Origin of the sequence: Nocardia sp. NPDC059180 (assembly GCF_042754945.1) — a bacterium.
In the GTDB taxonomy this organism is placed as follows: Bacteria; Actinomycetota; Actinomycetes; order Mycobacteriales; family Mycobacteriaceae; genus Nocardia.
Genome location: NZ_JBHZBU010000004.1, coordinates 350,468 through 374,796 on the forward strand (window position 1 = coordinate 350,468; position 24,329 = coordinate 374,796).

At 66.8% G+C, this 24,329-nt stretch carries 23 protein-coding genes; 13 read left to right on the plus strand and 10 right to left on the minus strand.

What is annotated here, in order from left to right:
* Positions 1 to 5: 5 nt before the first annotated feature.
* The gene (coaA, locus tag ACFXNW_RS15705) at positions 6 to 938 is read right to left on the minus strand and encodes a type I pantothenate kinase (protein ID WP_379418377.1); all 933 of its coding nucleotides are present in this window, start codon (positions 936 to 938) and stop codon (positions 6 to 8) included.
* A 180-nt stretch (positions 939 to 1,118) separates the two neighbouring features.
* On the opposite strand from coaA, the gene ACFXNW_RS15710 reads away from it, so the two are divergent.
* Together ACFXNW_RS15710 and glyA are read left to right on the plus strand one after the other, a co-directional pair.
* Positions 1,119 to 2,324, plus strand: a complete 1,206-nt coding sequence (locus ACFXNW_RS15710; RefSeq protein WP_379418378.1) for a DUF885 domain-containing protein — start codon at positions 1,119 to 1,121, stop codon at positions 2,322 to 2,324.
* Between the two features lie 107 nt (positions 2,325 to 2,431).
* Positions 2,432 to 3,727: a serine hydroxymethyltransferase gene (glyA, locus tag ACFXNW_RS15715; RefSeq protein WP_379418379.1), complete on the plus strand. Its 1,296-nt coding sequence runs from the start codon at positions 2,432 to 2,434 to the stop codon at positions 3,725 to 3,727.
* A gap of 91 nt (positions 3,728 to 3,818) precedes the next feature.
* On the opposite strand, the gene ACFXNW_RS15720 is transcribed toward glyA, so the two are convergent.
* Positions 3,819 to 5,021: an FAD-dependent monooxygenase gene (locus ACFXNW_RS15720; RefSeq protein WP_379418380.1), complete on the minus strand. Its 1,203-nt coding sequence runs from the start codon at positions 5,019 to 5,021 to the stop codon at positions 3,819 to 3,821.
* Positions 5,022 to 5,133: 112 nt separating this feature from the next.
* On the opposite strand from ACFXNW_RS15720, the gene ACFXNW_RS15725 reads away from it, so the two are divergent.
* Entirely contained in the window at positions 5,134 to 5,859 is a 726-nt protein-coding gene (locus ACFXNW_RS15725; protein ID WP_379418381.1) for a TetR/AcrR family transcriptional regulator, read from the plus strand.
* 7 nt (positions 5,860 to 5,866) lie between these two features.
* Here the strand turns inward: ACFXNW_RS15725 and ACFXNW_RS15730 are convergent, their stop codons facing one another.
* Positions 5,867 to 6,304: a hypothetical protein gene (locus ACFXNW_RS15730; protein ID WP_379418382.1), complete on the minus strand. Its 438-nt coding sequence runs from the start codon at positions 6,302 to 6,304 to the stop codon at positions 5,867 to 5,869.
* A gap of 88 nt (positions 6,305 to 6,392) precedes the next feature.
* Between ACFXNW_RS15730 and ACFXNW_RS15735 the strand changes: the two genes are divergently transcribed.
* Positions 6,393 to 6,812: a limonene-1,2-epoxide hydrolase family protein gene (locus tag ACFXNW_RS15735; RefSeq protein ID WP_379418383.1), complete on the plus strand. Its 420-nt coding sequence runs from the start codon at positions 6,393 to 6,395 to the stop codon at positions 6,810 to 6,812.
* A gap of 31 nt (positions 6,813 to 6,843) precedes the next feature.
* Here ACFXNW_RS15735 and ACFXNW_RS15740 read toward each other — a convergent pair whose 3' ends face one another.
* Complete coding sequence (locus tag ACFXNW_RS15740; RefSeq protein WP_379418384.1) at positions 6,844 to 8,133, minus strand: GAF domain-containing protein; 1,290 nt, start codon at positions 8,131 to 8,133, stop codon at positions 6,844 to 6,846.
* Between the two features lie 156 nt (positions 8,134 to 8,289).
* Between ACFXNW_RS15740 and ACFXNW_RS15745 the strand changes: the two genes are divergently transcribed.
* From ACFXNW_RS15745 to ACFXNW_RS15760, 4 genes are all read left to right on the plus strand, one after another.
* Positions 8,290 to 10,107 (plus strand): NAD(P)-binding domain-containing protein, encoded by a 1,818-nt coding sequence (locus ACFXNW_RS15745; RefSeq protein WP_379418385.1) that lies wholly within the window; start codon positions 8,290 to 8,292, stop codon positions 10,105 to 10,107.
* Positions 10,108 to 10,202: 95 nt separating this feature from the next.
* On the plus strand, positions 10,203 to 11,429 hold the full coding sequence (locus ACFXNW_RS15750; RefSeq protein WP_379418386.1) for a transcriptional regulator: 1,227 nt from the start codon (positions 10,203 to 10,205) through the stop codon (positions 11,427 to 11,429).
* A 160-nt stretch (positions 11,430 to 11,589) separates the two neighbouring features.
* Complete coding sequence (gene adh, locus ACFXNW_RS15755; protein WP_379418387.1) at positions 11,590 to 13,107, plus strand: aldehyde dehydrogenase; 1,518 nt, start codon at positions 11,590 to 11,592, stop codon at positions 13,105 to 13,107.
* Entirely contained in the window at positions 13,107 to 13,508 is a 402-nt protein-coding gene (locus ACFXNW_RS15760) for a DUF779 domain-containing protein (RefSeq protein ID WP_379418388.1), read from the plus strand. The genes adh and ACFXNW_RS15760 overlap by 1 nt, the downstream gene beginning before the upstream one ends.
* A gap of 111 nt (positions 13,509 to 13,619) precedes the next feature.
* On the opposite strand, the gene ACFXNW_RS15765 is transcribed toward ACFXNW_RS15760, so the two are convergent.
* Both ACFXNW_RS15765 and ACFXNW_RS15770 read right to left on the minus strand, forming a co-directional pair.
* Complete coding sequence (locus tag ACFXNW_RS15765) at positions 13,620 to 14,042, minus strand: tautomerase family protein (protein WP_379418389.1); 423 nt, start codon at positions 14,040 to 14,042, stop codon at positions 13,620 to 13,622.
* Between the two features lie 28 nt (positions 14,043 to 14,070).
* Entirely contained in the window at positions 14,071 to 14,772 is a 702-nt protein-coding gene (locus ACFXNW_RS15770) for an SDR family oxidoreductase (RefSeq protein ID WP_379418390.1), read from the minus strand.
* Between the two features lie 166 nt (positions 14,773 to 14,938).
* On the opposite strand from ACFXNW_RS15770, the gene ACFXNW_RS15775 reads away from it, so the two are divergent.
* The 3 genes from ACFXNW_RS15775 (at position 14,939) to ACFXNW_RS15785 (ending at position 16,981) form a co-directional block, all read left to right on the plus strand.
* Positions 14,939 to 15,520, plus strand: coding sequence for a TetR/AcrR family transcriptional regulator (locus ACFXNW_RS15775; protein WP_379418391.1), 582 nt, complete (start codon positions 14,939 to 14,941; stop codon positions 15,518 to 15,520).
* Positions 15,521 to 15,602: 82 nt separating this feature from the next.
* Positions 15,603 to 15,974, plus strand: coding sequence for a hypothetical protein (locus ACFXNW_RS15780; RefSeq protein WP_379418392.1), 372 nt, complete (start codon positions 15,603 to 15,605; stop codon positions 15,972 to 15,974).
* A gap of 176 nt (positions 15,975 to 16,150) precedes the next feature.
* The gene (locus tag ACFXNW_RS15785) at positions 16,151 to 16,981 is read left to right on the plus strand and encodes an SDR family oxidoreductase (RefSeq protein WP_379418393.1); all 831 of its coding nucleotides are present in this window, start codon (positions 16,151 to 16,153) and stop codon (positions 16,979 to 16,981) included.
* A gap of 264 nt (positions 16,982 to 17,245) precedes the next feature.
* Here ACFXNW_RS15785 and ACFXNW_RS15790 read toward each other — a convergent pair whose 3' ends face one another.
* Positions 17,246 to 17,518, minus strand: a complete 273-nt coding sequence (locus ACFXNW_RS15790) for a hypothetical protein (protein WP_379418394.1) — start codon at positions 17,516 to 17,518, stop codon at positions 17,246 to 17,248.
* A 521-nt stretch (positions 17,519 to 18,039) separates the two neighbouring features.
* Here ACFXNW_RS15790 and ACFXNW_RS15795 point away from each other — a divergent pair.
* Together ACFXNW_RS15795 and ACFXNW_RS15800 are read left to right on the plus strand one after the other, a co-directional pair.
* Positions 18,040 to 19,389, plus strand: coding sequence for a PhoH family protein (locus tag ACFXNW_RS15795; RefSeq protein ID WP_379418395.1), 1,350 nt, complete (start codon positions 18,040 to 18,042; stop codon positions 19,387 to 19,389).
* 169 nt (positions 19,390 to 19,558) lie between these two features.
* Entirely contained in the window at positions 19,559 to 20,971 is a 1,413-nt protein-coding gene (locus tag ACFXNW_RS15800) for a class II fumarate hydratase (RefSeq protein WP_379418396.1), read from the plus strand.
* Positions 20,972 to 21,196: 225 nt separating this feature from the next.
* Here ACFXNW_RS15800 and ACFXNW_RS15805 read toward each other — a convergent pair whose 3' ends face one another.
* From ACFXNW_RS15805 to glpX, 3 genes are all read right to left on the minus strand, one after another.
* On the minus strand, positions 21,197 to 22,054 hold the full coding sequence (locus ACFXNW_RS15805) for an acyl-ACP desaturase (protein ID WP_379418397.1): 858 nt from the start codon (positions 22,052 to 22,054) through the stop codon (positions 21,197 to 21,199).
* Between the two features lie 94 nt (positions 22,055 to 22,148).
* The gene (locus ACFXNW_RS15810) at positions 22,149 to 22,796 is read right to left on the minus strand and encodes an LGFP repeat-containing protein (protein ID WP_379418398.1); all 648 of its coding nucleotides are present in this window, start codon (positions 22,794 to 22,796) and stop codon (positions 22,149 to 22,151) included.
* 383 nt (positions 22,797 to 23,179) lie between these two features.
* Positions 23,180 to 24,223 carry a class II fructose-bisphosphatase gene (gene glpX / locus ACFXNW_RS15815; protein WP_379418399.1) on the minus strand — a complete coding sequence of 348 codons (1,044 nt, stop codon included), beginning with the start codon at positions 24,221 to 24,223 and terminating at the stop codon, positions 23,180 to 23,182.
* Positions 24,224 to 24,329 lie beyond the last annotated feature (106 nt).

Genomic DNA, 24,329 nt, shown 5'->3' on the forward strand with positions numbered 1-24,329 from the left:
CAAGCTCACAATTTCCGCAGGCGCAGCCGATTGATCGCGTGATCGGCGTCCTTGCGCAGTACCAGGGTCGCGCGCGGACGGGTGGGCAGGATGTTCTCCACCAGATTCGGCCGGTTGGTGGAGTTCCAGATCTCCTTGGCCGCCGAGGTCGCTTCCTCGTCGGTGAAGCGGGAGTAATGGTGGAAATGCGCGCGCGGATCCGCGAAACCGGTTTTGCGCAGGCTGAGAAACCTTTGTACGTACCAGTTCTCGATGTCCTCGATGCGGGCGTCGACATAGATGGAGAAGTCGAACAGGTCCGACACCATCAGCCGCGGACCCGTCTGCAGCACATTGAGGCCCTCGACGATGAGGATGTCGGGCTGACGCACGCAATGGAACTCGTCCGGCACGATGTCGTAGGAGATATGCGAATACATCGGCGCGCATACCTCGGGCGCACCGGATTTCACCTCGGTGACGAAACGCAGGAGCTTACGGCGGTCGTAACTCTCCGGGAATCCCTTGCGATGCATGATGCCGCGGCGGGTGAGTTCCGCGGTGGGATAGAGAAACCCGTCGGTGGTGACCAGATCCACCCGCGGATGGTGATCCCAGCGGGCCAGTAGCGCCTGGAGCACGCGCGCGGTGGTGGATTTGCCCACCGCGACGCTGCCCGCGACGCCGATCACGAACGGCACCTGCCGGTCCGGATGTTTTTCCCCGAGGAAGGTCGCTGTCGCGGCGAACAGCCGCTGACGTGCGGCGACCTGCAAGTGAATGAGACGGGCGAGTGGGAGGTAGACCTCGGCGACCTCTTCCAGATCGATCTGTTCACCCAGACCGCGCAGGCCCCTCAGTTCTTCCTCGGTGAGCACCAGCGGAGTCGATTTACGCAGTGTGCGCCACTGTTTCCGATCGAATTCCACATAGGGGCTCGGCTCACTCATCCGTGCCACTTACCCGACGCTCCATTCCGGCAAACACGCACACATATCGCACCGGCGCTGTGAGATTCGGACTAACTGTGGCCGCATGGCTGAATTCTGCGCCTCGCCGCTCCGGGCCGGGAAAAGGGGGTCGGCTACCGGCGGGTAGCAGTCGCCGCGCCGCTGGTAGACCGGCTATCGTCGGCTGCCATGGAAGCGCATCCGCTCGTCACCGATTACCTGCGGCTCGGTCTGGCCTTCGACCGGCTGGAAGAGGGTTTCGTCGACGCCTTCACCGGTGACCCGGCATTGCGGCGCGAGATCGAGAACGCGCCGGCGCCGCAGCCGCGGGAGCTCGCGCAGCGGGCCGCGGCCCTGCGCGCCGAACTGCCCGCGGCGGGCTTGGCGCCCGAGCGCACCGAGTTCCTCGACGTGCATCTGCGCGCGCTGGAATGCTCCGGACGCAAGTTCGCCGGTGACGACATCGGATTCGTCGACGAGGTGCGCGCCTATTTCGACGTCGACATCGCACCGGGCGAGGAAGCCGACTACCGCGACGCGCACCGCAAGATGGACGAGGTGCTGGCAGGCGACGGTTCGCTGGCCGAACGGATGGCCGCGCACAAGCAGGCCGACGAGATCCCGCCGGAGCGGCTGCAGGCCTGCGTCGATGCGTTCTCCGGCGCGTTGCGTGAGCTGGTGCGTGAGCGGTATCCGCTGCCCGATCACGAGCACGTCACCTACGAGGTGGTCGGCGACAAGCCGTGGTCCGGCTTCAACTACTACCTCGGCAACTTCCACTCGAAGGTCGCGATCAATTCCGATCTGCGCCAGCACATGGCCAACCTGCCCCATCTCATCGCGCACGAGGCCTATCCGGGCCACCACACCGAGCACTGCCGCAAGGAGGCCGGGCTGGTTGCGGCCGGGCAGGACGAGCAGACGCTGTTCCTGGTCAACACCCCGCAATGCCTGATGGCCGAGGGGCTCGCGGACCTGGCGCTGAAGTCGATCGTCGGGCCCGGTTGGGGACGCTGGGCGCAGGAGATCTACGCCGATCTGGGGTTGCGGTTCGACGGCGATCGGGCCGAACGGTTGTCGGAGGCGTCGGGGCAGCTGCTCGGCGTGCGCCAGGACGCCGCGCTGCTACTGCACGATCGCGGTCGCGACGCCGACGAGGTCGCGGAGTTCCTGATGCGCTGGAACCTGCTGACGCCGACGCGGGCCCGGCAGTCGCTGCGGTTCGTGTCCTCGCCGCTGTGGCGGGCCTACATCAGCACCTATGTCGAGGGCTACCGGCTGCTCGGCGGCTGGCTGGACGGGGCGCCGGGCGCCGACGAGCGCGCCGACCGGTTCCGCAGGTTGCTCGATGAACCGCTCACCCCGGGTGCGGTGCGGGCGATGCAGCCCGCCTGATCGGCCGACGCACGGAAACCGGCTTGCCGGAAAGGGCGCGCAGCGCCTGGCGATGTGCTATTCGACCCCGTGCCGATCAGGCCCGCACGAGCCAATAGACTGGCCGGGTGACGCAGACGACCGCTTCTGTCAATACCCAGTCTCTCGGTGAACTCGATCCCGAGGTAGCTGCCGCGATGGCAGGAGAGCTCGCTCGCGAGCGCGACACCCTCGAGATGATCGCCTCGGAGAACTTCGTGCCGCGCGCGGTCCTGCAGGCGCAGGGCAGCGTGCTCACCAACAAGTACGCCGAGGGCTACCCCGGCCGCCGCTACTACGGCGGCTGCGAGCACGTCGACGTCGTCGAGACCCTGGCCCGCGACCGCGCCAAGGAGCTGTTCGGCGCCGAGTTCGCCAACGTCCAGCCGCATTCGGGCGCCCAGGCCAACGCCGCGGTGCTGATGTCGCTGATGAACCCGGGCGAGAAGCTGCTCGGCCTGGACCTGGCCCACGGCGGCCACCTCACCCACGGCATGCGGCTGAACTTCTCCGGCAAGCTGTACGAGGTCCACTCCTACGGCGTCAGCAAGGACGACCACCGCGTCGATATGGACGAGGTGCGCAAGATCGCCGTCGACGCGCAGCCGAAGGTGATCGTGGCCGGCTGGTCGGCCTACCCGCGGCACCAGGATTTCGCCGCGTTCCGCGAGATCGCCGATGAGGTCGGCGCCTACCTGTGGGTCGATATGGCGCACTTCGCCGGTCTGGTCGCCGCAGGCCTGCACCCCTCGCCGGTGCCCTACGCCGACGTCGTGTCCTCCACCGTGCACAAGACCCTCGGTGGTCCGCGCTCCGGTCTGATCCTGGCCAAGCAGGAATTCGCCAAGAAGCTCAACAGCTCGGTGTTCCCCGGCCAGCAGGGCGGGCCGCTGATGCACGCCATCGCCGCAAAGGCCGTCGCGTTCAAGATCGCGGGCACCGCCGAGTTCGCCGAGCGTCAGCAGCGCACCCTGTCCGGCGCCAAGATCCTGGCCGAGCGCCTGACCGGCGCCGATGTGGCCGGTAAGGGCATCAGCGTGCTGACCGGCGGCACCGACGTGCACCTGGTGCTCGTCGATCTGCGCAACTCCGAGCTCGACGGTCAGCAGGGCGAGGATCTGCTGCACGAGATCGGAATCACGGTCAACCGCAACGCCGTTCCGTTCGATCCGCGTCCGCCGATGGTCACCTCCGGCCTGCGCATCGGCACCGCCGCCTTGGCCACCCGTGGCTTCGGCGACACCGAGTTCACCGAGGTCGCCGACATCATCGGCACCGCGCTGGCCGGTGGTTCCGATGTCGAGACGCTGCGCGCGCGGGTCCGCAAGCTGGCCAACGACCTGCCGCTGTACGAGGGCCTCGAGGACTGGCGCCTGCTGGGCTGAGTTTTCGCTGACGACGCGTCCACGACGGTAACCTCCGAATCGTGGGCGCGTCGTTGCGTTTCGGGGCCGCGCCGAGTTCGCCGCGCACTGTCTACTGCTCGGTCGCGGGTGTGTCGGCACGGCCGGAGACCAGACTCGGATAGTCGCGTAGGTCGATATCATTGGCCCCCTTGTTGCCGAATTCGACCATCAGCCCGAACAGCGGTGAGTTCAGGAACCGGTCGCGCACGCGGATGCCGAATCTCGTCTTCGGGGTCAGGAACCGGCCAGGATTGCTGGAGCCCGCGATCTGGTTGTAGCGCTGCATGATCTCGTCATAGCGCGGGAAGGCCGCGGTGTGATCGCCGCCGGCGAGGGCGAGTTCTCCCGCGAGCACGTAGGCGCCGACGATGGCGAGCCCGGTGCCGAATCCCGCCAGGGTGTTGCCGTATCCGGCATCGCCGACCAGCGCGACCCGGCCGCTGACGCACGAGGACATCTTCACCACGCTGAGCGAGTCCAGATAGAAGTTCTCGGCCTCGTCCAGATCCGCCATCATTCGCGGCACCTCCCACCCGACACCGGCGAAGGTTTCCTTGACGATGCGACGCTGTGCCTGCTCGTCGTCGCGTGAGTAGTCGAGCTCGGGTGCGGCGAACATGTACATCTGCTCGGCTTTCGGGCCCCCATCGACAGCCAGCTTGCCCGGCGCATTATGAGCGTAAGACACCGTGCGCCGCGGTCCGTCGGTTCGCGGCTGGGTTCCCGAGTTGACCAGGCAGTAGTAGTAGCCGCGGTGGTGGACGTAGTCGTGCTCGGGACCGAAGGCCAGCTTGCGCACCCGCGAATGCACGCCGTCGGCGCCGAAGACCAGGTCGAAGGTGCGCGCCGGGCCGTGTTCGAACTCCACCCGCACACCGTCGGCGGTCTCGGTGAGCGCACTGATCGAATCGCCGAAAACGTAGGTGCAGTTCTCGGCGGTGCGCTCGTACATGATCTCGGCCAGGTCGCCGCGCGCGATCTCCAAATCGCCGCCGGTGAAGTCGCCGGAGATCAGTGAACGACGCTTGCCTGCGGCGTCCACCAGCACCATGTCACCGCCGCCGGTCTGCCGGTCCCGGACGGCGTCGAGGATGCCCATGCGCTCCAGCACCTTCAGGTGTGTCGCGCCCTTGAAATCGACGGCCTGACCGCCGGGGCGCAGCTCAGGGGCACGTTCGACGACGGTGACGTCGAAACCGTAGCGGTCGAGCCAGTAGGCGAGGGCGGGGCCTGCGATGCTCGCGCCGGAGATGAGGACGGTCTTGTTTCGCATGATCGCTCCTTCGGTAAGAACTGCGTCTGCCAGAATCTGTTTCTGGTGGACGCAGATTAGCGTATGGTAGACACAGTTTTAGGTCAACCCCTTTTCCTGGAAGGAATCTGCGATGCCGGCTCCGACCGTTGTCGAGCTGCTCTGGGGCACGGGGCGCCAACCCAAGCGCGGGCCGAAACCGTCCCTGTCGCTGGAGGCGATCGTCGGCGCGGCCATCGAACAGGCCGACGCCGAGGGGATGGGCGGTGTGTCCATGCAGCGGGTGGCGGAGCGGCTGGGCTACACCAAGATGTCGCTGTACCGGTACGTGCCGGGTAAGGCCGAGCTGGCCGCACTGATGCTGGAGCAGGCATTGGGCGCACCGCCGGATACCGCTGCTGCGCAGTCGGTTTCCAGTGAATCACCGTGGCGCGCTGGGCTGCGAACCTGGACCGAGGAGATCTACCGGCGCTACCGTGCGCACCCGTGGTCGCTGGAACTATCCGCCGGCATCCGGCCGATGGGACCGCACGAACTCGGCTGGCTGGAGGCGGCCCTGTCCGCGATGGCCGGGATCGGGCTCACCGGGCCGGAGCGGATGGATACCGTCGTCGTGCTCAACGGTCATGTCCGCAGCCTCGCTCAGCAGTCCGGTGGTGGCAGTGCGGACGGATTGGAAGAGCAGGTGATGCGCCAGATGGCAGAGGTGATGGAGGCTGCGGGCGCCCGATACCCCGAGGTCGTCGGGGCATTGGGTGAGCAGGCTGCTGGTGTGTCTGCCCGGGACGACGCGCTGAACTTCGGTATCGACCGTATTCTCGACGGACTGCAAGTGCTCGTCGACAGCCGCACAGGCTAGGCCGACCTCACGTCCCCGGTAGCTGGATCCCCTTATCCGCCGCGAGCTTGGTCAGCTTCTCCATCTCGTCGATCGCCACCGCGACATACGCGTGCAGCCCGTCATCGTCGCGCCGCAGCAAATATTCGTAGTCGCCATCGGTGAGCAGGTCGTCGGCGTCATCGTAGAAGTGCCAGCGCACCCGCACTCGGACGATGCGCTCGGTCACATCGACCTGTTCGAGCAGGGTGTGGTCCACCCGCGCCAGCCCGAGCTGTTGATAGAACGGATACGACTGCGACAGCCCCTGCGCCATCTCGGTGCGTGAGTGCAGCGACCCGACGAAGGCGTCGCTGAGGATGGTGCCCGGCATGCCCCACAGCGCCGCGGAACCTTCGGCGTCGTATGCCGAGAGCCCGGCCTGATATTCGTCCAGAAACGACTCGATCTCATCCCGAGTGGTCATAGGGCCAAGGTATCGCCGGGCGGTCGATTCGCACGGGCGAACGCGCCGATCCGTCGCGGTGCGGACCCGCTCGGCTTACCCTCGATTCATGAGCGAAATCGAGCTGGAGCAGGACTCGATCACCACGGTGCGGGAGTTCTTCGCCGCGCTGGAACTCGGCGCGGTTGGCGAGGCACTGGAACTGCTGCACCCCGACATCGTCTGGAAGAACACCTCGTTACCCGATGTGCGCGGTAAGCGCCGGGTGGCGGGCATTCTGCGCGGGCTGAACCGGGATCGGTTCGGTTTCGCCGCCGAGATGCACCACATCGCCGCTGACGGCATCATCGTGCTCACCGATCGCACCGACATCCTCCGCGTCGGCCCGCTGCGCATCGCGTTCTGGGTTACCGGCACCTTCGAACTGCGCGATGGGCAGATCATTCTGTGGCACGACCACTTCAGCTGGGAGAACTTCCTGCGCGGGACGGTGGTCGGATTGTGGAGGGCTGTGTTCTCGCGAGACTGAGGCATCGTTCTCGCGAGACTGAGGCATCGCGTCAGTCGAGCGGGGCGTCGGTCCCGGCTGTCCCGAGCGCGCGGACGCCCGGACTGGTCGACGAGTGCACGAACGCGCAATCGGCCAGCCGGTCGACCTCGCCCATGCTCAGACTGAGCTGCACCGACGGCTCGAGCCGGTACGGCCGGCTTTCGATGATCGAGCCGAGCACGCGGCGCAGCCGGGACAGTTCGGCGCGCACGGCGACGGCGTGATCGGGGTCGCCGTACAGCGCGCGGCTCAGTTCGGCGACCGTCATCCCGCGACGGCCGCGCAGATGCAGCAGCAGCAAGATCTCCGCGTGTCGTACCGATAGCGAACTGCGCCAATCGGATTCGCCGCCGACAGCAGTGACGACCGGTGCTCGGGACAAATCCAGATTCATCCGTATACCCGAATCGGCACCGGAGCCGAGCGGTCGCACCAGCCACCCGCCGCGCAGCGGTTCGGTCGAGCAGATGCCGAGTCCCGGGACGTGCACAGCGCGTTCGGCATTCGGTATGGCGATGCGCTGGGTCGTGGCGACGCCGGTGGCGTGGGCGACCCAGCCGTGCTCATCCACCAGCAGGGCCGGACCCGTCACTGTGGACAGGGTCGGCATGGCGGTGGTGCGCAACCGATCCAGCCGATCCTGTTGCAGTCGCACGATCTGACCTTCCGCGAGCCGGGCACCCGCACCGACCAGGGCTGTGATGGCCGGATGCAGGGTCAGTGCCGGTCCGCTCACGTCGACCACACCGAGTAGTTCGCCGGAGCGTGGATCGTGGATCGGCGCCGCGGTGCAGTACCAGGGATGCTGGGACTGCTCGAAATGCTCGCCCGAGAACAGCTGCACCGGACTGGCTTCCGCGAGCGCGGTACCGATGGCATTCGTGCCGACCACCGATTCGGTCCAGGTCGCGCCCTCCTGGAAACCCAGGCTGTCGGCGCGATTGCGTACCCGCGGCGAGCCCGCGCGCCACAGCACCACACCGTCGGCATCGGTGACCACCATGATCAGCTGCGAAGCATCGGCCACGCCGGCGACCACCTGGGTCAGCTCGCCGATCACGCCCGCGAGCGGCGACAGCCTGCGACGGCGCTCCACGTCCTCCAGCCCGAGCACGGTGCGGGTATTGGCTTGATCGGGCACCAGCCCGGCCGCAAGCACCCGCGACCAGGATTTGGCCACCAGCGTGCGCGGCCGCAACTGTGAGCGTCCGCCGCCGATCACGGCGTCGTGCATGCGCACCAGGTCGCGGGCGTAGCGGGGCAGGTCCGTCCCCGGTTCGATCGCGCCGAATTCGCCCACGACATCCGTCCTGATCCGCTCGGTGCGGCGCGGTCGGCGAGATTCACCCGCCCCGCCGCGCACGCACACCGATGTTGCAACGCCTTGCAACGATTGTGACACCGGTTCGACTGACGTGTGCTGTGGGTCACAGATCTGCTGGAGAAGGAGAATCCGATGACCACGACACTGGAGCCGACGCCCGACACGCAGACACCACAGCAACGCGTGGACGTCTGGCTGCGGGATTTCGAGACGGCGCTGGCCGACCGTGACGTGGAGGCGGCGGCGGGCATGTTCGCCCTCGACGGCTTCTGGCGCGACCTGATCGCCTTCACCTGGAACATCAAGACCCTCGAAGGACGCGACGATATCGCCGAGATGCTGCGGTCTCGTCTGGGCGGCACCGATCCGGGCAGCTTCCACACCACCGAACCGCCCACCGAGGACGGCGGCGTGGTGTCGGCGTGGATCGGGTTCGAGACCGCTGCTGGTCGCGCCGTCGGGCACCTGCGGCTCAATGACGAGGGCGCCTGGACTCTGCTCACCAGCCTGCGCGAAATCAAAGGTCATGAGGAGGGCAAAGGGCCGCGTCGCCCGCGCGGCGTGGTGCACGGCGCCGACCCGGACCGGGTGACCTGGTCCGAGCGCCGCCACGCCGAGGAGCGCTCCCTCGGTACGACCCGCCAGCCGTATGTCCTGGTCGTCGGCGGCGGTCAGGGCGGTATCGCACTCGGCGCCCGGCTGCGCCAGCTCGGGGTGCCCGCCCTCGTCGTCGACAAGCACGAACGGCCCGGCGACCAATGGCGCAAGCGGTACAAGTCACTGTGCTTGCACGATCCGGTCTGGTACGACCACCTTCCGTATCTGCCGTTCCCGGACAACTGGCCGGTGTTCACTCCCAAGGACAAGATCGGCGACTGGCTCGAGATGTACACCCGGGTCATGGAGGTGCCGTACTGGTCGAACACAACCTGCACGTCCGCAACCTATGACGAGATCTCGGGCGAGTGGGAAGTCGACGTGGTGCGCGACGGCAAGGCGATTGAGCTGCGCCCGACCCAGCTGGTGCTGGCCACCGGCATGTCCGGCAAGCCGAATATCCCGAAATTCCCTGGTATGGACCGGTTCCAGGGCGAGCAGCATCATTCGAGCAGGCATCCCGGACCCGACGCCTATGCGGGCAAACGCGCGGTGATCATCGGCGCCAACAACTCCGCGCACGATATCTGCGGCGCGCTGTGGGAGGCCGGCGCGCAGGTGACGATGGTGCAGCGCAGTTCCACCCATATCGTGCGCTCGGATTCGCTGATGGATCTCGGACTCGGCGATCTGTACTCAGAACGCGCCCTCTCGGCCGGGATGACCACCGACAAGGCCGATCTGACCTTCGCGTCGCTGCCGTATCGGATCATGCCGCAGTTCCAGGTGCCGGTGTACGAGGCCATCCGCGCCCGCGACGCCGAGTTCTACGAGCGGCTCGAACGCGCAGGCTTCCAACTCGATTGGGGCGACGACGGATCCGGCCTGTTCATGAAATACCTGCGCCGCGGCTCCGGCTACTACATCGACGTCGGCGCCTCCGAGCTGATCGCCGACGGGAAGATCGCGTTGGCGCACGGTGAGGTCCGCGAACTCACCGACACCGCCGTCATTCTCGACGACGGCACGGAACTGCCTGCCGACCTGGTGGTTTACGCCACCGGATACGGCTCGATGAACGGCTGGGCCGCGGACCTGATCGGCCAGGATGTCGCCGACAAGGTCGGCAAATGCTGGGGTTATGGCTCGGGCACCACCAAGGATCCGGGGCCGTGGGAGGGCGAGTTGCGCAATATGTGGAAGCCGACCAGACAGGAAGGCCTGTGGTTCCACGGCGGCAACCTGCACCAATCCCGGCACTACTCGCTGTATCTCGCGTTGCAGCTCAAGGCACGATACGAGGGCATCCCGACCCCGGTGTACGGAATGGGGCCGGTGCACCATATGAGCTGACTTCGCATCGTCGATGCCGCACCGATCGACGGATCGGTGCGGCATGATGGAGGTAGTCGAATATGTGACCAGGCGACCAGGAAGACACCGCGTAGATGGCGCCACGCAGCACGCTCGCCGAGCAGCGAGCCACGCTGGAACAGGAATGGGCCCGGTGGGTACCGGACGGGTCGCATCCCGCGTTGCCGCGGGTCTCCGGGTCCGGCCTGCGCAGTGAAGTCGCGCAATCCTGGATGCGCTCGGTGCGCACCGTCGACCCCGCCCGCGCCAGCGCACCGGCGGTCGATTCCGCCGATATCGGATCCCGCTGGGCGGAGTCCCCGCTGCGCGAACCGGTCACCCAGCTCGCTGATCAACTGCACAATGTCGCCCACGACGCCGGCTACGTCGCCGCCGTCACCGACGAGACCGGCACCATCCTGTGGTCGTTCGGCGGAACGGTGATGCGCCGCCGCGCCGAACAGGTCAATTTCGCGCCAGGCGGCCGCTGGGACGAGCGGCATATGGGCACCAACGCGCTGTCGCTTGCCATGCAGACCGGCAAACCCAGCACCGTGTTCTCCGCCGAACATCTGGTCGCGGCGCTGCACGGGTGGGTGTGTTACTGCGCGCCCATCCACGCACCCGACGGACGTCAGCTCGGTGTGCTCGACCTGTCCTCCACCTGGGATCGCTCGCATCCGCTGGCCATGTCTACGGTGCAGTCGCTGGTCATGGCTGTCGAGGCGCGGCTGCACGCGACCGTCCCCACCACCCGGCCGGGCGTGCGGCTCAACTGCCTCGGTGGTTCGGGGCTGATGCGCGACGGTCGTGCGGTGCGGCTGCGGCCACGTCAGCTCGAAATCTTGGCACTGCTCGCCCTCGAGCCCGCCGGCTTCACCCCCGAACGGCTGCACTACGCCATCTACGGTGACCGCCCCGCCACCTCCAGCACGCTCAAGGCCGATGTCTCCCATCTGCGCCGGGCCACCGGCGGTGAGATCGCCAACCGGGTCTATCAGCTGACCACCCCGTTGTCCTGCGATGCCGTCGACCTGCTCACCGCGCTCGAGTCCGGTGACACCGCGACGGCGGTTCGGTTGTATCGTGGGCCGCTCCTGCCGGGGTCGGAGACGCCGGGAATCGTCGAATGGCGTGAACATCTCGAGGTAGCGGTACGCACCGCCGTGCTCTCGGATGACGACCCCGAATACGCGCTGCGCTATGGCGAGCGGGCGCCCGACGATGCCGAGATCCACGAGCACGCATTGGCTCTGCTTCCGGTCAACGACGCTCGTCGCGCGGTCGCCGCGGCCAGGCTGCACACCGCGCTGCGCTGCTGAGTTCGGCACTGCGCTCCTGAGCTCGGTACTGCGCCTCCTGACCTGCGGCGTCGGCGTGTCGGCGCGGTAGTCAACCTTCTGCCAACCCGAGATCGCGATAGTGGTCCACATCACGAACGGTTGCTCGTGCTATCCGCCGACTCGATGAGGAGCATGCGTCATGACCTACGCCAAACCAGGTGCCGACGGCAGCATCGTCAGCTACGCCGCCCGCTATGACAATTTCATCGGCGGCGACTGGACCGCACCGGTCGAGGGGCAGTACTTCGAGAATCCGTCGCCGGTCGACGGCCAGACCTTCACCGAGGTGGCGCGCTCGACCGCCGCCGATGTGGAACTCGCGCTCGACGCCGCGCACACCGCCGCCGACGGCTGGGGCACCACCTCCGCCGCCGAACGCGCCAATATCCTCAACAAGATCGCCGACCGCATCGAGGACAACCTCGAGGCCCTCGCTGTCGCCGAGACCTGGGAGAACGGCAAGCCGGTCCGCGAAACCAAGGCCGCGGACCTGCCGCTGGCGGTCGATCATTTCCGCTATTTCGCCGGCGCCATCCGCGCCCAGGAGGGCGGTATCAGCGAGATCGACGGCGACACCATCGCCTACCACTTCCAGGAGCCACTCGGCGTGGTCGGCCAGATCATCCCGTGGAACTTCCCGATCCTGATGGCCACCTGGAAGCTCGCGCCCGCGCTCGCGGCCGGAAACGCGGTGGTGCTCAAGCCCGCCGAGCAGACCCCGGCCTCGATCTTGAAGGTGATGGAGCTGATCGCGGATCTGCTGCCGCCGGGAGTTCTCAACGTGGTCAACGGTTTCGGTGTCGAGGCGGGTAAGCCGCTGGCGTCGAGCCCGCGGGTCGCCAAGGTGGCGTTCACCGGTGAGACCACCACCGGCCGGCTGATCATGCAGTACGCCAGCGAGAACATCATCCCGGTGACGCTGGAGCTCGGCGGCAAGAGCCCCAATATCTTCCTGCCCGACATCATGGCCGCCGACGACGAGTTCCTGGACAAGGCCGTCGAGGGTTTCGTAATGTTCGCGCTGAACCAGGGTGAGGTGTGCACGTGTCCGTCGCGTGCGCTGATTCATTCGTCCATCTACGACGAGTTCATGGCTCGTTGTGTGGAGCGCACCAAGGCCATCGTCAGCGGAAATCCGCTCGACGACGCCACCATGATCGGCGCACAGGCGAGCAACGATCAGTACGAGAAGATCCTGTCCTACATCGACATCGGCCGTCAGGAAGGCGCCGAGGTGCTCACCGGCGGCGGCCCGCGCAAGGTCGACGAATTCCCGGACGGGTACTACATCGAGCCGACGGTGTTCAAGGGCAGCAACGATATGCGGATCTTCCAGGAGGAGATCTTCGGTCCGGTCGTCTCGGTCACCACCTTCGACTCCACCGACGAGGCGTTGAAGATCGCCAACGACACCCTCTACGGTCTCGGCGCCGGCGTCTGGACTCGCGATATGAACACCGCCTACCGGCTCGGCCGCGGCATCAAGGCGGGCCGGGTGTGGACCAACTGCTACCACGCCTACCCCGCGCATGCGGCCTTCGGCGGATACAAGAAGTCCGGCATCGGCAGGGAGAACCACTCCATGATGCTGGACCACTACCAGCAGACGAAGAACCTGCTGGTCAGCTACTCACCGAATAAGCTCGGATTCTTCTGATGCCCGAGGACGTGCACCGCGTCGAGATCACCGAACAGGCCGAGCAGATGCTCGACAGCCTGATCCGGCGACACGGCGCGGTCATGTTCCATCAGTCCGGCGGCTGCTGCGACGGCAGTTCCCCGATGTGCTACCCGCGCGGTGAATTCCGCGTCGGAGCCTCGGATGTTCTGCTCGGGACGATCGCCGCGGATACGCCGTTCTGGATGAGCGCCGATCAATACGAGTACTGGAAGCACACTCACCTCACCGTGGACGTGGTTCCCGGCCGGGGTAGCGGTTTCTCCCTCGAAGCACCCGAGGGCGTCCGCTTCCTCATCCGCTCCCGTCTGCTCACCGATGAGGAGTTCACCGAACTCGAGTCAGCGCCCCCACCCAGAACCGGCGCGGACGTCGAATAGCCGTGCGCGGACACGGGGTTCGCCCGCCCCGCGCCGCGCACCCGAGAGATCTGCCCACCGGTGCCGCGCCGGTGGGCAGATCTGCGTTCTAGGGATGGGTTCGGGTGCGGCTCAGTAGGGGATCGGCGTGTTCGCACGCGCCCAGGCTTTTTCGGCGTCGCTGCCCGTCGGTGGTGGGAACTGACCGGCGATCTTCCACAGATCACGCGGCGACTCATACGTGTGAAATTCCCAGTGCAGCCCGCGGTCTCGGGTGTAGGGGAGCATGATCTCGTCGAGTTTGTCTGTGGAGCGTTTGCGCATATCGGGATCGTCGAGGTGGCGGGCGAGGTGTTCGACGACGATTCGGACGGTATCGGTCGCGGGTTTTCCGCCGACGTAGAAGCTGGACTCCTCGGTTTCTTTGAACAGGACGACGACGTAGAAGGCGGGTAGGCCGAAGCTGGTGTACAGCTCGGTGATGTCGTTCGCGAAGTCTTGTTTGTCCTGATCGGAGTAGGTGTCGGCGGGGTGATAGATGTGCCACAGCGGCATGATCGGATCCTTCCTGGGGGTGTGGCCGTCAGCGGCCGATGGCGACGGCGAGGCCTTCGACGGGGCCGGACAGGGCGGCTTTCATCTGGCGGGTGACCTCGTCGACGAGGACTTCGGAATCGCCCTTCTCGACGCCGTCGAAAACGGCGGCGGCGACCTCGGCGGGATCGACCTTGTCGACCGGGAGATGCCTGACCATCTCGGTATCGGCGAACCCGAGATGCACGCCGACGACCTGAGTGCGCTGTGCGGCCAACTCCAGCCGCAGCGAGTTGGTGAGTGACCAGAACGCGGCTTTCGACGCACCGTAAGCCGCCGCGCCGGAACCCCAGGACAGCACCGAATGAATGTCGATCAGTGCGCCGCCACCGTTGGCTGCCAGGATCGGCGCGAAGGCCTGCGTGATCCGCAGTGGGCCGAAGACGTTCGTCTCGAAAGTGGCGACCACATCAGATATTTCGGCTTTCAGGAGCGGTGCGGGGATCAGTGCGCCCGCATTGTTGACGACGATATCGACATCGCAGGCGACGGTCGCCGCCGTGGTGACGGAGTCGGGATCGGTCACGTCGAGTGCGAGTGCTTCCACGCGCGGATCCGAACTCGGTGCTGGTTGGCGGGCCGTCGCGTAGACCTTCGCCGCACCACGGCGAAGTAATTCGTCCACGAATGCCTGCCCGAGCCCGCGTTGCCCGCCGGTCACCAGTGCGACCGAGCCTTCGATTCTGGTCATTGCTGCACCTTTCGAGTCGTCCCGTGGCCCGAACGGGCGTCGGACGGGTTGGGGAGGGGAGCGCTGCCGCGCGATTTAGATTATGCTCATCATCTATACGGATGCGCAAGACTATGACCATCGATCGCGCCGCCGAGAGCGCGCCGACCCGACGGAAGGAGACGATGTGCCGAGAGCGTCCCGCGAGCAGGCCGAATCGCACCGCAAACAGGTCCTCGACGCGGCCGCCGCCCAGGTCCGCGAACGTGGGGCAGGCGCGATGACCGTCCCCGACCTGATGGCCGCCGCAGGCTTGACCCACGGCGGCTTCTACCGCCACTTCCAGTCCAAACAAGACCTGGTCACCCAGGCCTGCACGGCCGCGTACGCCGAGAAGATCGAGGAAATGGACCGCATCCGCGCCGCCAGTCCCGACGACGCGACGGCCCGCCGCACCTTCATCGAGCGCTACCTCTCGACCATCCACCGCGACACCCCCGCCAATGGCTGCGGTATCGCCGCGACCGCGGCCGACGTCTCCCGCGCCACCCCCGACAGCCCCCTTCGCCAGGCCTACCTCGACGGCATCCACAACATGATCGCCAAGCTGGCGGAGTTCGGCGAACATCCCACCGACGACCCGGAAGTCCTCGTCGAACTATCCGTCATGGTCGGTGCCCTCATGCTCTCCCGGGCCAGCGCCGACGACGACCTGTCCACGCGAATTCTCGACGCCGCCCGCGCCTTCCTCGTCGAGGATCATCAGTAGCCCGAACTTCGACGGGACTTGTCACCCCTGTGTGCCACAGTGGGGACCACGATCCGCACTGAATCGGGGGGCGCAGATGGTCATGGGTTTCGTTCAGATCGGCGTTGTCGCATTCGCCGCACTCGCACGCTGGACAGCGGCCGGGTGGTACTTGTTCCTAGGTGTCCTCTTCACGCTGGGACTCCTCCCGCTGATGCTGCTCGGACCGCTGGTATTCGCCGGGTTCCTCGCGCCATCGCAAGCATGGCCGCTCATCGTCCTCGCGGATGTCTTCCTCATCACCAGCGCCTTGACCTTGGCCGACGGCGGTGACAACGGATTGCTGATCCCTGTCCTCGATGACAGGACGGCGAACTCGAGCACGGGATATGCGGTCGACCGGATCGGCAGAATCACCGGCCTCGCGTACCTGCTCACGCTCATCGCACTGGTGATCTGGACGCTGACCGGCTGAGCAGCACTGGGCCTTTCCTCGTCGAGGTTGCGTGACCGGACTGGAGGATGCACTTCGGCTCGGCGCGGGTTTCGTCCCACGGAGACAAGATCATTCGTGACACTCGTCACCACATCCCGATGTGTCCCCAGTAGCGGCTTGACCTGAACAATAGTTCAGGTATCAGGATGGTGCTCATGATTCTGGTTACCGGGGCAACAGGCAAGGTCGGCCGCCAGGCCGTCAACCAACTACATGAGGCGGGCGTCGAGGTTCGTGCGCTGGTCCGTCGCCCGGAGGCGGCGGACCTGCCGCCCGGCGTCGAGGTCGTCCGCGGCGATCTGTCGGACCCGGGCAGCGTGGATGCCGCGCTCGACGGTGTGCACGGGGTGTTCCTGGTGTGGCCGACGCTGGATGCGGACGCGGCGGCGCCTGCGGTGGTGCGGCTGCTTGCCGAGCGGGTGCGCCACATCGTCTACCTGTCCGCCATGGGCGCCGACGAGCGGGCCGGCGGGGTGGCCGGTTCGCACGGCTACCTCGAGCGGCTCATCGACGACACGGGGGTCGGCCGCACCTTCGTGCGCGCGGGCGGATTCGCAGGCAACGATCTCGGCTGGGCGGAGTCCATTCGCACGGAAGGTGTTGTCCGCGAACACTACGACGAATGGCACAGGTCGGTGATCCATGAGCGGGACATCGCCGCGGTGGGTGTCGCCGCCCTGCTCGAGGGCCGCACCGGCGCCGTCTACGAGGTGACCGGCCCCGAGCTGCTGACCGCGCCGCAGCGGGCGCAGATCATCGCCGATGCGCTCGGGGCGCCGGTACGGTTCGAGCGGATGCCCCGGGACGAGATGCAGGCGGGCATGTCCGCGTGGATGCCGGTCGATGAGGTGGACAACGTGCTGGCGGCGATGGACGAGATGACGGCGCGGCCGGAGCCGGTGCTGTCCACCGTCGCGGAGGTCACCGGCGCGCCTGCGCACAGCTACCGGGAGTGGGTCGCCGACCACCTGGCCGATTTCCGTTGAGTACCAGCTGATTTCGCTGAGCCAACCCGGTGGGTTGCCTGTCTTTTCACCGACCCCCTCCGCGCCGACTTCGTTGGCGGCCGATCCCCGGCGTCGTTGGCGGGGCGGGAAAGTTCGGGAGGTCTTCCACACGGGTGGGTCGGGGGTTCAGTTATCGATGGCCCATGGTGTGGACTTCGGTATCGAGTATCGACCGATGGGGTTGGCGACAGGTTGGGTGCGTCCCGGTGAGTGGTACACGGGACGGGATCGCGCTCGCGCTGGTCAGGCGTGCTGGGTGAGATAGTCGAGGTAGAAGGGGCGCAGGGCCTCGGCCAGGTCGCCGTCGCCGGCGTGGATGTAGTCGTCGATCAAGGGCAGGACCCACTTGATGTCGGCTTCGCTCTCGCCGGACTTGCCCGCGGTGGCCTCGGCGGCAGGGATGCGGGTGAGCAGGTTCCACAAGAATTTGATGTCGCCGCGGCGCACGGCCAGTTTGACCGCGCGGTCGTGTAGTTCCTTGGACGACAGCTGCTGGAGATCGTCGTTACCGGCCATGCAACGACTGTAATCCGCAGACGGCCGGGAGAGGGACAGCGTGGCGAAACCCGCACCGATCGAAATCGGGGCCGCCAGGCAGAGGGGCCGAGGAGGTTGCACTGCCGCCTGCCTGTCCAGTCCGGTGACTGGTGCGGGGAATCGCCGGTCCGAGTGAACGCCGGGTGCGGCGCCCTGGTATCGCCGGTGCCGGGAATACGCGCTTTTCGCGTCGACTCATCCAGGAAATGTCCTCTGACCAGGTCGGATAGCAGCCGTCGGCGGCACGTTAACGGCGAATTCACCGACACGCCTGCCGTTCCCCGAGCGCGTTGGCAGCGACAGCCGGTAGCGTCGTTGATGCGGGTCGCGTCGTTGTGGCTCGCGCGGGAGGTCCTGACCGTGACTGAGCCATTCAGTACGAGGGGGCCGGCACCCGGCCCTCGTGGCATCTGACGCAGCCGGCGTCGGATCCCTCAGGACGGACCGGTCCAGCGAGATTGTCTGATGCGGGTGCCGCGCAGACACAAAAGGAGCCCACCGTGACTACAACACGCTCCGTTTCCGCCCCATCGGCGAACTCTCGCACCGTAAAGAAAGGCACCAAAACCTTTGTCGTCGACACCTCGGTTCTGCTGTCGGATCCCTGGTCGGTCACCCGTTTCGGCGAGCACCACGTGGTGCTCCCGTTGGTGGTGATCAGCGAACTCGAAGGCAAACGGCATCATCATGAGCTCGGCTGGTTCGCCCGCGAGGCGCTACGCATGCTCGACGATATGCGCGTGCAGTACGGCAGGCTCGACGAGCCGCTGCCGATCGGCACCGACGGCGGCACCCTGCAGGTGGAGCTGAACCACACCGATCCCACGGTGCTACCGGTCGGATTCCGCACCGACACCAACGATTCCCGCATCCTGGCCTGCGCGCTCAATCTCGCCGCCGACGGCCGCACCGTGGTGCTGGTATCGAAGGACATCCCGTTGCGGGTCAAGGCGAGTTCGGTGGGTCTACAGGCCGACGAGTACCACGCACAGGACGTGGTGACCTCCGGCTGGTCGGGCATGGTGGAACTCGACGTCACCACTGATCGGGTCGACGAGCTGTACAGCACGGGCTCCATCGATCTGGACGAGGCACGGGAACTGCCCTGCCACACCGGAATCCGACTCCTTGGCACCAGTTCCAGCGCGCTGGGCCGGGTCACTCCGGACAAGCGGATCCAGTTGGTCCGGGAGCGGGAAGCGTTCGGGCTGCACGGGCGCTCGGCCGAACAGCGCATCGCCTTGGATCTGCTGCTGGACGAGAGTGTCGGCATCATCTCGCTGGGTGGGCGGGCAGGCACCGGTAAGTCGGCGCTCGCGCTGACCGCAGGCCTGGAAGCGGTGCTGGAGCGACGGACTCAGCGCAAGGTGGTGGTGTTCCGTCCGCTGTACGCGGTCGGCGGGCAGGATCTGGGCTACCTACCCGGCTCGGAGAGCGAGAAGATGGGCCCGTGGGCGCAGGCCGTCTTCGACACCCTCGACGGGCTGGCCAGTCGCGAGGTCATGGAGGAGGTGCTCAGCCGCGACATGCTGGAAGTGTTGCCGCTCACCCACATTCGTGGCCGCTCGCTGCACGATTCGTTCGTGATCGTCGACGAGGCGCAGTCGCTGGAACGCAATGTGCTGCTGACGGTGCTGAGCCGGCTCGGCACCGGATCGCGGGTGGTGCTCACCCACGATGTGGCCCAGCGCGACAACCTGCGGGTCGGCAGGCATGACGGTGTCGCGGCCGTGATCGAAAAGCTGAAGGGTCATCCGTTGTTCGCCCACGTCACCCTCACCCGCAGCGAGCGCTCGCCGATCGCCGCACTGGTGACGGAGATGCTGGAGGAGTACGGGCCCAACGCCTGATCGAAGTGAGCGCAGACCCCCGGCCCGGTGTGGCCGGGGGTCTGTTGTTCCTGGCGCTGAAGCGACCAGCGGGCGCCGCGCCTATTCCGCTGACGGGGGCCGAGCGCCTGTGAGATAAGCGTCAGGCGTGGCTTCCCCACGTGGGGCGGGCGCGGCATAGGGTCGGACTATGAGTGAGCGAAGCGACGGGACCGAATACCGCATCGAACACGACACCATGGGTGAAGTCCGCGTTCCCGTGGACGCCTTGTGGCGGGCGCAGACCCAGCGGGCCGTGACGAACTTCCCGATCAGCGGCCGCGGCCTGGAACGTGCGCAGATTCGTGCGCTCGGGCTGCTCAAGGCCGCGTGCGCGAAGGTGAATCGCGATCTCGGCTTACTGGACGCGAAGAAGGCCGACGCGATCATCGCCGCCGCCACCGAGATCGCCGAGGGCCGCCACGACGACCAGTTCCCGATCGACGTCTTCCAGACCGGTTCGGGCACCAGCTCCAATATGAACGCCAACGAGGTGATCGCCTCGATCGCCAAGGCGGGCGGCGTCGAGGTGCACCCCAATGACGACGTGAACATGTCGCAGTCGTCCAACGACACCTTCCCGACCGCCACACACCTTGCCGCCACCGAGGCCGTCATCGCGGATCTGGTACCCGCGCTGGATCATCTGCGGCTGGCGCTGCAGGACAAATCCCTGGCGTGGAAGACCGTGGTCAAGTCCGGTCGCACCCATCTGATGGACGCGGTACCGGTGACCCTCGGCCAGGAGTTCGGCGGCTACACCCGGCAGGTCGCGGCCGGTATCGACCGGATCATGGCGACCCTGCCGCGGCTGGGTGAGCTGCCCATCGGCGGCACCGCGGTCGGCACCGGGCTCAATGCGCCGGAGGGCTTCGGCGGGCTGGTCGTCGCGGAACTGGTGCGTACCACGGGTATCGACGCGTTGCGCGAAGCCGAGGATCATTTCGAGGCCCAGGCCGCACGGGACGGGCTGGTCGAAGCCTCGGGTGCGCTGCGCACGATCGCCGTCAGCCTGACCAAGATCGCCAATGACATCCGCTGGATGGGATCCGGCCCGCTCACCGGCCTGGCCGAACTCCAGCTGCCCGATCTGCAACCGGGCAGTTCGATCATGCCCGGCAAGGTGAATCCGGTACTGCCCGAAGCGGTCACCCAGGTCGCGGCGCAGGTGATCGGCAATGACGCGACCGTCGCGTTCGGCGGCGCGAACGGGCATTTCGAGCTGAACGTCTACATCCCGGTGATGGCACGCAATCTGCTCGAGTCGATTCGCTTGCTGGCCAACGTGTCCCGGCTGTTCGCCGATCGCTGTGTGCGCGGGCTCGTCGCCAACGAGGAGCATCTGCGCACCCTGGCCGAATCCTCGCCGTCGATCGTGACGCCGTTGAACTCCGCGATCGGCTACGAGGAGGCCGCTGCCGTCGCGAAGGAGGCGCTGAAGGAGAAGAAGACGATCCGCCAGACCGTGATCGACCGCGGTCTCATCGGCGACAAGCTCACCGAGGAGGAGCTCGATCGCCGCCTCGATGTGCTGGCCATGGCGAAGGTGGACGAGAAGAAGTAGCCGCCGCGCACCCCGAGACCTGAAGCGGCCCGTTCGATGATCACACGATCATCGAACGGGCCGCAGTGCTCATTCGGAGGAGATCCCGATGAGTTCGCCGATGAAGCTGAAGAGTGCCGCTACTACGTCGAGGAACATCGCTCTCACCTTCCTTCGGTTTCAGGTTGTGCAGTCAACCCGTCCACGATATCCGGATCTGCCGTGATCAGGGCCGAAGCGGACCATTCAGCCGCGTAGATGCGCCAGTTCCGCGCGCGCCGCCTCGCCGGCCTCACCCAGATCGGTGCGGCCGAACACATTCCAGCGCTTCAGCAGGGGGCCGAAGACAAGTTCGCCTTCCTTGGCCGGGTCGTAGATGCCTGCCTCGGCCAGCACCTCGTCGCTGCTGCGGCCGTCCGGCAGGGCGACGGTCGGGACGTGGAAGTCGGCGACACGGTCGGCGATGGCGCGCATGGTCTGGTCGGGAGCCTGCTCGAAAGCGGCGTCGATCAGGGCGGCGAAGAACTCGGCCTGCAATTCGTCATCGACAGCGATGCGTTCGCTGATCGAGGTGACGATCGGGTTCTCGTTCAGTGCGGCGGTATTGCGGTGCCGGACGGCCGAGGCGGCCTCCTCGAACGCGCCGTTGGCCAGCACGTCCAGCAGGTGCAGCGGGGCCCGGCGGAAACCCTTGGTCATGTGATCCATGCGCAGCCGCTCCAGCTCCACCGGATCCACCGAGCGGGTGACCATGAGGTAGTTGCGGATCATGATCTCGTGCCGGTTCTCCTCGGCCGTCCAGCGGCCGACCCACCGCCACCAGGAGCCGGTACGCAGGTACTTGCCGATCTCACGGTGGTAGGAGGGCAGATTGTCGGCGATCAGCACACTGACGGTCAGCGCCAGCTTGGCGACCTCACTCAGTTCGGACTGATCCGGTTCCCAGTCGGTGCCACCGAGGAAGCCGAAGTTGCGCCCATCGTCCCACGGCACGTAATCGTGCGGCTGCCAGCCGTCGGCGGCCTCGACGTGGCGGCGAAGGTTCAGTTCCACCTCCACCGCGAGCGACTCGAGCAGTTCGCGGTCGGTCAAGAGAGTTTGCACCGCACCAACCTAGCCGTTGCGTGGATCACGTGGGGGAGCACGGGGGTATAGGGTCCGGCCGGGCGCCTGCGAGGTGCCCGGCCGGTGCGCGTGCCTACTTTTCGGTGACGGTGGTCTCGCCGTTCATCCAGGTGATGGTGCCGCCGGTGAACTCGCTCTTCTTGCCGCCGTCGGCCGTGGTTTCCTCATCGCTGACGGGGTAGCCGAGAGTGCCGTTGGCGCCGCCGTTCTCCTCCCACGTCTCGCGGATATCTCCCCAGACGATGTGGGCGCCGGAATCCTGGCTCCAGTAGATGGTGCCACCGACGAAGTCCTGGTAGCGGCCGCCGTTGGGCCCGGCCTCCTCGGCTTCCTCCGGGGCGCCGAGCGGGCTGTCCGGGCCGCCGGTCTCGACGTACTTGGTGTAGATGACATCGGAGACGGTGATCTCGCCGTTCGGGGTATTGATCGTGGTCGCGCCCGCGGCGCCGGGAGTCGCGCCGCCGGTGGCGGTGCCGCCCGGGGTTTCGCCCGCGGTGCCGCCGGGGGTTGCGGTGGTGTCGTGCTCGCCGGGCGCATGGGTGCCGGTGCCCTCGCCACCCATCTGAGCGGTGACACTGCCGACCACGCTGCCGATCTGGTCGCTGGTGTCGGAGTCGTCGCCGCAACCGGCCACGAGCAGGCCTGCGGCGGCGACCGACATGGTGATTGTGGCGGTACGTCGAGCGAAGTGGTGCATGTCCATCCTCTCGGGAGTGGTCACACGAGGTCACCACGAAGCCGCGGTGATGCCACGCGCGAACCGGAGCCGACGCTCGGCAAAGCCTTGGCGAACAAGAGAACTGAACGCACGACCATTACTGAGCTGGTGTCCACGCGGATATTACCCGGGAGAATGTGAACTAAACGACATGCTGGGAGATTGCTGGGGCGCAGTGTCTGAACGGGGTGGCGGGGCATCGAATGCAGGCGACCAGATCATCGGTCGGTCAGACCCCACTTTTCGAGCGAAGCGAGACCGAGCATCGAGTTCGCGGCCCGTCTCGCGTTTCCGCTGCCGCTGCGCAAGCCTACGGAAAGGGGCGTTTGGGTAAACGCGAGACACAAAGGGGCCGCGAACACGCGGTGCCGCAGGCACCGCCAAAATTACGGCAGCGGGGGGTTCGCGTCGTCGTCGCCGAGGAAATCGACCGACGAGTATTCGCGGAGCTTGGTGAGGCGGTGGTAGGCGTCGATCATGCGCACCGTGCCGGACTTGGACCGCATGACGATCGAATGGGTCGATGCGCCGCCGCCGTAGTAGCGCACACCGCGCAGCAGGTCGCCGTCGGTGACGCCGGTGGCGCAGAAGAAGACGTTCTCGCCGGAGACCAGATCCTCGGTGCTCAGCACGCGATCCAGATCGTGGCCGGCGTCGATCGCCTTCTGACGCTCCTCGTCGTCCTTGGGTGCGAGCTGCCCCTGCAGTTCGCCGCCCATGCAGCGCATCGCGGCGGCGGCGATGATGCCCTCGGGGGTGCCGCCGATGCCGACCAGGATGTCGGTGCCCGAATCGGGGCGGGCCGCGGCGATGGCGCCCGCGACGTCACCGTCGGAGATCAGGCGGATGCGGGCGCCCGCGTCGCGCACCTGCTGGATGAGTTCCGCGTGGCGCGGACGATCGAGGATGCAGACGGTGAGGTCGGAGACCGAGGAGCCCTTGGCCTTGGCGACCTTGCGGATGTTGTCGCTGATCGGGGCCGAGATATCGATCACACCGGCGGCGTCGGGGCCGACAGCGATCTTGTGCATGTAGAACACCGCGGACGGATCGAACATCGCACCGCGCTCGGCGACCGCGAGGACCGAGATCGCGCCGGGTGAGCCCTTCGACATCAGGGTGGTGCCGTCGATCGGGTCGACGGCGAAGTCGACCTCGGGGCCGTCGCCGTTGCCGACCAGCTCACCGTTGTAGAGCATGGGCGCTTCGTCCTTCTCGCCCTCGCCGATGACCACGATGCCCTGCATCGACACCGAGCTGACCAGCTGGCGCATGGCATCGACGGCCGCGCCGTCGCCGCCTTCCTTGTCGCCGCGGCCGACCCAGCGGCCTGCGGCCATGGCACCTGCCTCGGTGACCCGGACCAATTCCAGTGCGAGGTTGCGGTCGGGCGCCTCGCGGCGGCTCGGGGCGGGCGAAGATGCCGTCATAGCGGTGTGCCTCCTTGGCTCGTACTTACGCGGGGGTAATTGTCTCATTCGGCAGGCAGGCACCCGTGCACACCTGGCGCGGGACGGGGCCGTGCCGGTGTGATCG